Source organism: Polaromonas sp. P1_G4 (genome assembly GCF_056405475.1).
In genome coordinates, this window is the sequence record NZ_JBFUCA010000179.1 from 1 (window position 1) to 7,761 (window position 7,761).

A 7,761-nucleotide genomic window follows, 5' to 3' on the forward strand; every position below is an offset into this window, starting at 1 on the left:
AGTCATGCGTAGAAGCTTGTCAGCGTCATTTCTGTCGCCCGTTTTATCAACGACACAAGGAGCTTCTTCATGACAACATTGCCCGTGGATATTCACCCGGTCGCCGGCCGCATTGGCGCCGAGGTGCGCGGCCTGCGCCTGTCTGCCGACCTGCCAGGCGCCACCATCACTGCGCTGAACCAGGCGCTGCTCAAGCACAAGGTGCTGTTCTTTCGCGGCCAGCAGCATCTGGACGATGCATCGCAGGAGGCGTTTGCCAAACGCCTGGGCGAGCCGGTGCCGCACCCCACGGTGCCGGTGCGCCAGGGCACGGGTTTCATCCTTGAGCTGGACTCGGAACACGGCGGGCGTGCCAACTCCTGGCACACCGACGTGACCTTCGCCGTGGCCCCGCCCAAGATATCGGTGCTGCGCGGCGTGGTGATCCCACCCGCCGGCGGCGACACGGTGTGGGCCAACACGGCGCTGGCTTACCAGGGCCTGCCGCCCGCGCTGCGCGAGCTGGCCGAAAAGCTCTGGGTGATTCATGGCAACGATTACGACTACGCCGCCTCACGCAGCGAAGACGAAGTGTCGAGCGAAGGCCTGCGGCATTACCGCGAGGTTTTCACCCGCACATTGCATGAAGCCGAGCACCCGGTGGTGCGCGTACACCCCGAAACCCGCGAGCGCACACTGGTGCTCGGCCATTTCGCGAAAAAGCTGGTGGGTTATTCCAGCACCGATTCACAGCACCTGTTGTCGGTGCTGCAAAGCCATGTGACGCGTCTTGAGAACACCGTGCGCTGGCGCTGGATCCAGGGCGATGTGGTGATCTGGGACAACCGCGCCACGCAGCACTACGCCATCAACGACTACGGCGACCAGAAGCGCATCGTGCGCCGCGTCACGCTGGCCGGCGACGTGCCGATCAGCGTGGACGGCCGCCGCTCACGCGTGCATGGTGGCCAGGCGCAGCCACCGAAGGTCACCCAACCGGTGGTGCCTGCCGAGGCCGTGGCTGCCTGATGGATTGATCTTTCGTGTGGCATGGCCGTGCTGCCAGTGCGGCCGGCCATTTTTGCCGGCTTCGCGCCGGCTTTTTTGTGCTTTCGAGCAAAAAAATGGCCGTCTTGATGCATTTTGAGCAATAAAAATGGCCGCTAGGCCAATGAAAATGCGCGCCACCAGCTATCAAATAAATAGCATATGGTGGCGATGGGTTGAGGCTCAGGCTCTCTGCAGCAGGTGGTAGCTGTGGTCGTCCGAAGCGGTCGACTTGCGGCCACCGCCCCAGCCGACGGCTTTGCGGTAGCTGCCGAGCAGGGCGCCGTGGCGCAAGGCTTCTTCATTCACCTGCACGGACTCATCGGCGCTGGGAGCGACAAACAGCGCGTCTTCCGGGCAGTACAGCTCGCACATGAAACAGGTCTGGCAGTCACCCTGGCGCGCGATGACCGGTGGGCCGCCGGGCACGGCGTCGAACACGTTGGTGGGGCAGGCCGTCACGCAGATGTTGCAGCCGGTGCACTGCGAAGCGCTGATGAGCTCGATCATGCGACCACTTCCTGGCTGACCCGGATTTCGTCGAGCCCGTTGCTGATGAGGCGGTGCCGTTGCGTGGGGTCGGGCGCGGCGTGCTCCTGGCGCCGGTGCATGCCCCGCGTTTCGTTGCGGGCCAGGGCGCTGCGGTACATCCAGCGCGAATGGGCCAGCAGCGCGGCGGCTTCGCGTGTGCGAACCGCCTGTTGCCTGTCGGCCGGTGCGGCCTGGCGCAGGCGCAGCCACAACGCGTCGAGCCGCGACAGAGAATCTTCCAGCACGCCGCCGCTGCGGAACCAGTTGCGCTCATAAGGAAACACTTCGGCCTGCACGGCCCGGATCAGGACTTCGCTGTCGGTGTGTTCGCTGCCCGTGCCCTGCAGGCCCACGCCGCCGGCGCGCAGCACCGCGCGTGCGGCGCTATGCGGGTTTGAGCGCGCGAAACCCGCTGCACCCGCGCCGGCCCAGAACCCGGACGACAAGGCCCAGGCCGCGTTGTGGCTGCCGCCGCCGGTAAAGGCGCCGCAGATCAGCTCACGCGTGGCAGCATCACCGGCGGCATACAGGCCGGGCACAGAGGTTGCGCAGTCGCGGCCCGTAATGCGCAGGCCGCCGGTGCCGCGCACGGTGCCTTCCAGCCGCAAGGTCACGGGAAAGCGCTGGGTGAAAGGGTCTATGCCTGCGCGGTCGAAGGGCAAAAAGAAGTTGGGCTGGGCGGTGCGCATCCAGGCTTTCACCTGGTCGTCGGCTTTATCCAAACGGCCGAACACACGCTGGGTCTGCAATGTTTTGGCAATCAGGCTGCGGCCAAAAGCCGAGCCGGCGCCTTCAATCACGCTGCCGTCTTCGTAGTAGAAGGTGGCCCACTGGTAGAACAGCGACTTGGTGACCGAGGCAAATGCCGCACCCAGTCCGTAGGCGTTGGAAAACTCCATGCCCGAAAAATCGGCACCCACCTCGGCGGCCATCAGGTGGCCGTCGCCGGTCAGCACGTTGCAGCCCAGCGCGCGGCTTAAGAAAGCGCAGCCGCCGGTGGCGATCACGACAGCACCAGCGCGCACCACCCAGGGCTCCAGCGTCTGGCGCTGCTGGCCGGTGGCGCCGCAGACCGTGCCTTCCTCGTCTACCAGCAGCTCCAGTGCCGGGCTGTGGTCGAGGATGCGCACGCCTGCCTCCTTGGCGCGCTTGCGCATCAGGCGCATGTACTCGGGGCCTTGCAGCGAGGTGCGGCGCTGCTCGCCGTCTTCGCCGATCGGGAAAGGGTAGCCCCATTCGGCCAGCTGCTGCATGTTGGCGTAGGTCTGCTCAAGCACGCGGTCCATCCACGCGTGTTCGGCCAGTTGCCCGCCTTTGTCGTAACGGCTGGCTTTGGCGTCTTCGCGCTGCGTGCCTTGCGGCTCCACGTACCAGACGCCTGTGCCCGAAGGCGCCGTGGCGCCCGAGGTGCCGCAGTAGCCCTTGTCGGCCAGCACCACCTTGGCGCCCTGTGCTGCGGCGCTGATGGCGGCCCAGGTTCCGGCGGGGCCGCCGCCTATGACCAGCACGTCGGCATCGTGCTGCCGGGCGCCGGCCGCGTTCGCGAGGGCGGTGAAGTTGAGGTCGCGGCTTCCCATCACGCCACCTTTTGGGCCTTGACGGCGAACTGGTTGACGGGCCGGTCCAGGCCGAGGTTTTCGCGCAGCGTGCTGCCTTCGTATTCGGTGCGGAAAATACCGCGGCGCTGCAGCTCTGGGATCACCAGGTCCACAAAATCGTTGAGCGACTCGGGCAGCACCGGCGGCATCACGTTGAAGCCGTCGGCGGCGCCGTTTTCAAACCACTCCTGGATCTTGTCCGCGATGGTCTCTGGTGTGCCCACTACCACCCAGTGGCCGCGTGCACCCGCCAGGTATTCATACAGCTGGCGCACGGTGAGCTTGTCGCGCCGCGCCAGCTCCAGCACCACGTGAGCGCGGCTGTTCTGGCCCTTGGGCGGTTCGGGAATGTAGGGCGGCGGGGCGTCCAGGTCCCACTTCGTGAGGTCTTCGCCGGGCCAGAATTGAGCAATGGTGTTCAACCCCACTGAAGGGTGAATGAGCTTTTGCAGCTCGGCCCACTTGGCTTCAGCTTCGGCCTGCGTGCGGCCGATCACGGGCGAGATGCCAGGCAGGATCAGCAGCTGTTCAGGCCGGCGGCCGTATTTGGCCAGGCGGCCTTTCACGTCGCGGTAGAAGGCCTGCGCTTCGGCCAGGCTGGTCCAGGCGGTGAAGATCGCTTCGGCGGTGGCCGCCGCCAGTTCGCGCCCGGGCTCGGACGAGCCGGCCTGCACAATGACCGGGTAGCCTTGCGGCGGCCGCTCCAGGTTGAGTGGGCCCTGCACCTTGAAGTATTTGCCGCTGTGGTTGATCTCGTGCAGCTTGGCCGGGTCAAAGTAGCGGCCTGTTTCGGGGTTGCGGATGAAGGCGTCGTCTTCGAAGCTGTCCCACAGGCCCTTCACCACGTCGATGAACTCATGGGCCTGCTCATAGCGCACCTCGGGGTCGGGGTGCTTGTCGAGCCCGAAATTGCCATAAACATTGTCGGCGCCGGTGGTCACGACATTCCAGGCCGCGCGACCTTTGCTGATGTGGTCCAGCGAGGCGAACTTGCGTGCCAGCAGGAAGGGGTCTTCGTAAGTGGTGGAAGCTGTTGCCACAAAGCCGATGTGTTTCGTCACGGCCGACAGGGCCGCCCACAAAGTGACCGGTTCGAAATAGGACATGYGGCCCTGCCGGCTGAAGGCTTCGTCGGTGCCGTGGAATGCGACGCCCGGGCTGTCGGCCACAAACACCTGGTCGAACAGGCCGCGCTCGGCGGTTTTGGCGACCTCGATGTAGTGGTCGATGTTGACGCCTGAATCAACCTGGGAACCAGGATGCCGCCAGGCCGCGATATGGTGGCCTGTGGCCATGATGAATGCGCCCAGGCGAAGTTTGCGTTGAGTCATGAGGGATTTCTTTCTTTGGTAATGGGGTCAGCTGTGCGAGGAAACCGGTTTCCACGCTGTGAAGTGGCGCTCCAGCGCCTGCAGTGCGAAGTTGAGCGTGACCCCGATGGCAGTGATGGCGATGATCCCGAAGTACATGTCGGCGATCAAAAAGCTGAACTGGGCGTAAATGATCAGGTAGCCCAGCCCGGCCTTGGCACCCACCATCTCGGCGGCAATCAGCACCAGCATGGCGGAGGCCGCAGCCAGGCGTATGCCCACAAAGATGGTCGGCACGGAAGCCGGCAGGATGACTTTCAGGAACAACTGGCGCGGTGTCACGCCCATGGTGCGGGCCGACTTCACGAGCAGTGGATCCACCTGCCGCACGGCCGAGATGGTGTTGAGCAACAGGGGCCAGGCGCACGAATACACCACGATGGAAACCTTGGACACCTCGCCAATGCCCAGCAGCAGCAGGAACACCGGCAGCAATGCCAGCGGTGCCGTGTTGCGCAGCAGCTCAATCAGCGGGTTGAGTGTGTTGCCCAGGCGCCGGTACCAGCCGATGGCCAGCCCCAGCGGAATGGCGAACACGATGGCCAGCAGCAAGCCGCCAAGCGAACGGGCCAGGCTGATGGAGGTGTGTTCCCACAGCTGGCCGTTCAGTGCCAATGCCCAGCCGGCGGCAAGCACCTCGCTGAGCGGCGGCAGGAAGGTCGGGTCGGTGAGGCCCAGGCGCGGCGCCAGTTCCCACAGCAGGGCCAGCGCCACGATCAGGCCGGAGCGCCAGGTGGCATTGGCAACTTGCGCCTGCAGGCGCTTCCAGAGCGGCGGCGTGTGAAGGGCCAGGGGTGCGGCGCCCGCGTTCAGGGCAATGTCAGACATGGGCAATTTCCTTGAGGATGGGTTGTGAGGAAATACGGGCGCGGCGTTCGCGGCGGGCAGATGCCACCTCGTCATGCAGCTGCGACCAGATCTCGTGGCGCAGCTCGCCGAACAGCGGCAGCGAGCGCACGTCGTCGGTGCCGCTGCGCAAGGATTCGGGGATGTCCACTATCTGCTTGATGCGGCCCGGCCGGGTCGTCATGATGGCCACGCGCTGGCCCAGCACCACGGCTTCGTCGATGCCGTGCRTGATGAACACAATCGTCTTGCCGGTGCGTTGCCAGATTTCGACCAGCTCTTCCTGCAGCGTTTCGCGTGTCTGCGCATCGAGCGCGGCAAAGGGCTCGTCCATCAGCAGCACTTGCGGCTCGTAGGCCAGGCTGCGCGCAATGGCCACACGCTGTTTCATGCCGCCGGAGAGTTCATGCGGAAAGCGGTTGGAAAAATCGGTCAGGCCCACCAGCTCCAGGTAGTGCGCGGCCTTCTCGCGCCGGGCGCGTTTGCCCTCGCCTGCCACCTCCAGGCCAAAGGCCACGTTGTCCAGCGCGCTGAGCCAGGGGAAGAGGGCGTACTGCTGGAACACCACACCGCGGTCGCGCGCCGGGCCGGTCACGGGCTGGCCGTCAATCAGCACGCGGCCGCTGGTGGGCAGTGCCAGGCCGGCCAGCAGGTCGAGCAGGGTGGACTTGCCGCAGCCGCTGGGCCCGACCAGCACCAGGAACTCGCCGGGGCGCACGTCAAGCGTCACGTCATGCACGGCAACAAATCGTTTGGCGGCGCCGCCGTCGTCCGCGCGAACGGTGAACTCCTTGCTGACGTTTTCAAAGCGGATTTTTGCGGCGCTCATTTGGCGGCCGCCAGTTTTTCGCCGCTGTTGGCGTAGGGGTTGAAAGCGTTGGTGTACAGGTCAGTGGGCTTGACCTGGCCGGGCTTGAGCAAACCATCCTTGACCAGCCAGTCGATCCAGATCTGCAGCTCCTTGTCCTTGATCACGCCTCCGGTTCCCGCCACGCCGGTACTTTTCCAGTACTGGATGGTGTCTGTGCTTTCGGCGCGCTTGCGGCCGTCAATGATCTTGACGAAGCGCGCCCGCACCTCGGCTGGCGGTGTGTTGCGCGCCCATTCGATGGAACGCGCCAGCGCCGACACCAAATGGCGGCTGGTGTTGGGGTTCTGTTCGATGAACTTGTTGTGCAGAACGATCGAGCCCGCCGTGAAGTTGCCATACAGGTCGCGGTCTGTGAACAGCGGGCGTATGCCGCCGCGCTCCCGCGCCTTGTCGCGCAGCACACCGCCTAGGGTGGTGACTTCGACCTGGCCCTGGCGCAGTACCTGTTCACCGGTGACCGGCGGCGTTACGACCAGCGTCACCTGTTTGGCTTCCGCTTCGCTGAGCCTGGCGCGTTCCAGGTATTCGCGGACCATGAACTCGTGGTGTGCGCCCAGCGTGTTCACCGCGACTTTTTTGCCGATCAGGTCGCGTGCGGATTTGATCGGGCTGTCTTCCTTGACGTAGTAGCCGGTCCAGGTGTTTTCATCCACACCGTAGTAGCCCAGCACCGCCTTGATAGGCGCTTTCTTGGCCAGCAACTTCACGACTGCGCCGTTGAAGGCGCCACCCAGGTCGACATCGCCAGTGACCACGCTCTGGATGTCTTGCGGGCCGCTGATGGTGTTGCCCACCCATTTGGCCTTGAGCGGCGCAAGGTAACCCAGGTCTTCGGCCAGCTCGATCCAGGTGACCTGGCCGGCCCAGCCCTGGTAGCGGATTTCGGACTTTTCAAGCGGGGGAGCGGCATGGCCTTGAGTGGACAGGAGGCCAAACGACAAAGCTGTGAGACCGAGGAAGCGAGTGATATTCATGGCGTGAGGAGTGAGTGGTTGACGGGCTCAACATCGCAGCATCCATGCCAGTGATTTCGGACTGATTCAGGGGTGATTTCGGGGTTTTCAGGGCGTCCGGGTGGCTTTGTTGCTGCATCCCGGGCAGTCGGCTGTTGAGGTGCTGTCTGGTTTTGCGCAGAAGCGGCCTGGCGTGTTGACGGGAAGCGGGCAGCGCTGCGGAACCTTGGGGTATTTCTGTCCTGAAGTCCTACAGCGCGCGGCGGTGAATTGATTTAAAACCGGGAATGCCTTTTGCGCATTCGCGCATTCGCTGATCAAACCCTTTCATTCCCACCTTTCTGGAGAACCCCATGGCTCAATACAACATCGCTGTCATCGTCGGCAGCATCCGCAAGGATTCGTTCAACAAAAAACTCGCCGGCGCGCTTGAAAAGCTGTTTCCCGCAGACTTCAGCTTTACCCATGTGCGCATTGACGACCTGCCGCCTTACAACCAGGACGATGACGGGAATCCGTCCGCAGAGGTGAAGCGGCTCAAGGGCGAGATCAAGGCGGCGCAGGGC

General features: G+C 64.3%; 8 protein-coding genes. 2 read left to right on the forward strand and 6 right to left on the reverse strand.

The genetic code is table 11. The features are described 5' to 3' along the window. Positions 1–69 precede the first annotated feature (69 nt). Complete coding sequence (locus tag AC1D1X_RS10870) at positions 70–1,008, forward strand: TauD/TfdA dioxygenase family protein (RefSeq protein ID WP_477670795.1); 939 nt, start codon at positions 70–72, stop codon at positions 1,006–1,008. 201 nt (positions 1,009–1,209) lie between these two features. On the opposite strand, the gene AC1D1X_RS10875 is transcribed toward AC1D1X_RS10870, so the two are convergent. The 6 genes from AC1D1X_RS10875 to AC1D1X_RS10900 are packed head-to-tail and all read right to left on the reverse strand — an operon-like array spanning position 1,210 to position 7,216. After that, complete coding sequence (locus AC1D1X_RS10875; RefSeq protein WP_477670794.1) at positions 1,210–1,536, reverse strand: 4Fe-4S binding protein; 327 nt, start codon at positions 1,534–1,536, stop codon at positions 1,210–1,212. Further along, complete coding sequence (locus AC1D1X_RS10880; protein WP_477670793.1) at positions 1,533–3,134, reverse strand: FAD-binding protein; 1,602 nt, start codon at positions 3,132–3,134, stop codon at positions 1,533–1,535. The genes AC1D1X_RS10875 and AC1D1X_RS10880 overlap by 4 nt, the downstream gene beginning before the upstream one ends. Then, positions 3,134–4,486 carry an LLM class flavin-dependent oxidoreductase gene (locus tag AC1D1X_RS10885; protein WP_477698268.1) on the reverse strand — a complete coding sequence of 451 codons (1,353 nt, stop codon included), beginning with the start codon at positions 4,484–4,486 and terminating at the stop codon, positions 3,134–3,136. The genes AC1D1X_RS10880 and AC1D1X_RS10885 overlap by 1 nt, the downstream gene beginning before the upstream one ends. Positions 4,487–4,513: 27 nt before the next feature. Beyond that, entirely contained in the window at positions 4,514–5,353 is an 840-nt protein-coding gene (locus AC1D1X_RS10890) for an ABC transporter permease (RefSeq protein WP_477670791.1), read from the reverse strand. Next, positions 5,346–6,200, reverse strand: coding sequence for an ABC transporter ATP-binding protein (locus tag AC1D1X_RS10895; RefSeq protein WP_477698269.1), 855 nt, complete (start codon positions 6,198–6,200; stop codon positions 5,346–5,348). Before AC1D1X_RS10895 ends, AC1D1X_RS10890 begins: the two co-directional genes overlap by 8 nt. Then, on the reverse strand, positions 6,197–7,216 hold the full coding sequence (locus tag AC1D1X_RS10900) for an ABC transporter substrate-binding protein (protein WP_477670789.1): 1,020 nt from the start codon (positions 7,214–7,216) through the stop codon (positions 6,197–6,199). The genes AC1D1X_RS10895 and AC1D1X_RS10900 overlap by 4 nt, the downstream gene beginning before the upstream one ends. Positions 7,217–7,548: 332 nt before the next feature. Here AC1D1X_RS10900 and AC1D1X_RS10905 point away from each other — a divergent pair. Continuing rightward, a partial coding sequence (locus AC1D1X_RS10905) for an NADPH-dependent FMN reductase (RefSeq protein WP_477698270.1) occupies positions 7,549–7,761 on the forward strand: 213 nt, incomplete at its 3' end.

Coding starts and splice junctions, on each gene's coding strand:
- AC1D1X_RS10900 (WP_477670789.1), bottom strand. CDS start 7,216: ATGAATATCACTCGCTTCCTCGGTCTCACAGCTTTGTCGTTTGGCCTC.
- AC1D1X_RS10890 (WP_477670791.1), bottom strand. CDS start 5,353: ATGTCTGACATTGCCCTGAACGCGGGCGCCGCACCCCTGGCCCTTCAC.
- AC1D1X_RS10875 (WP_477670794.1), bottom strand. CDS start 1,536: ATGATCGAGCTCATCAGCGCTTCGCAGTGCACCGGCTGCAACATCTGC.
- AC1D1X_RS10870 (WP_477670795.1), top strand. CDS start 70: ATGACAACATTGCCCGTGGATATTCACCCGGTCGCCGGCCGCATTGGC.
- AC1D1X_RS10880 (WP_477670793.1), bottom strand. CDS start 3,134: ATGGGAAGCCGCGACCTCAACTTCACCGCCCTCGCGAACGCGGCCGGC.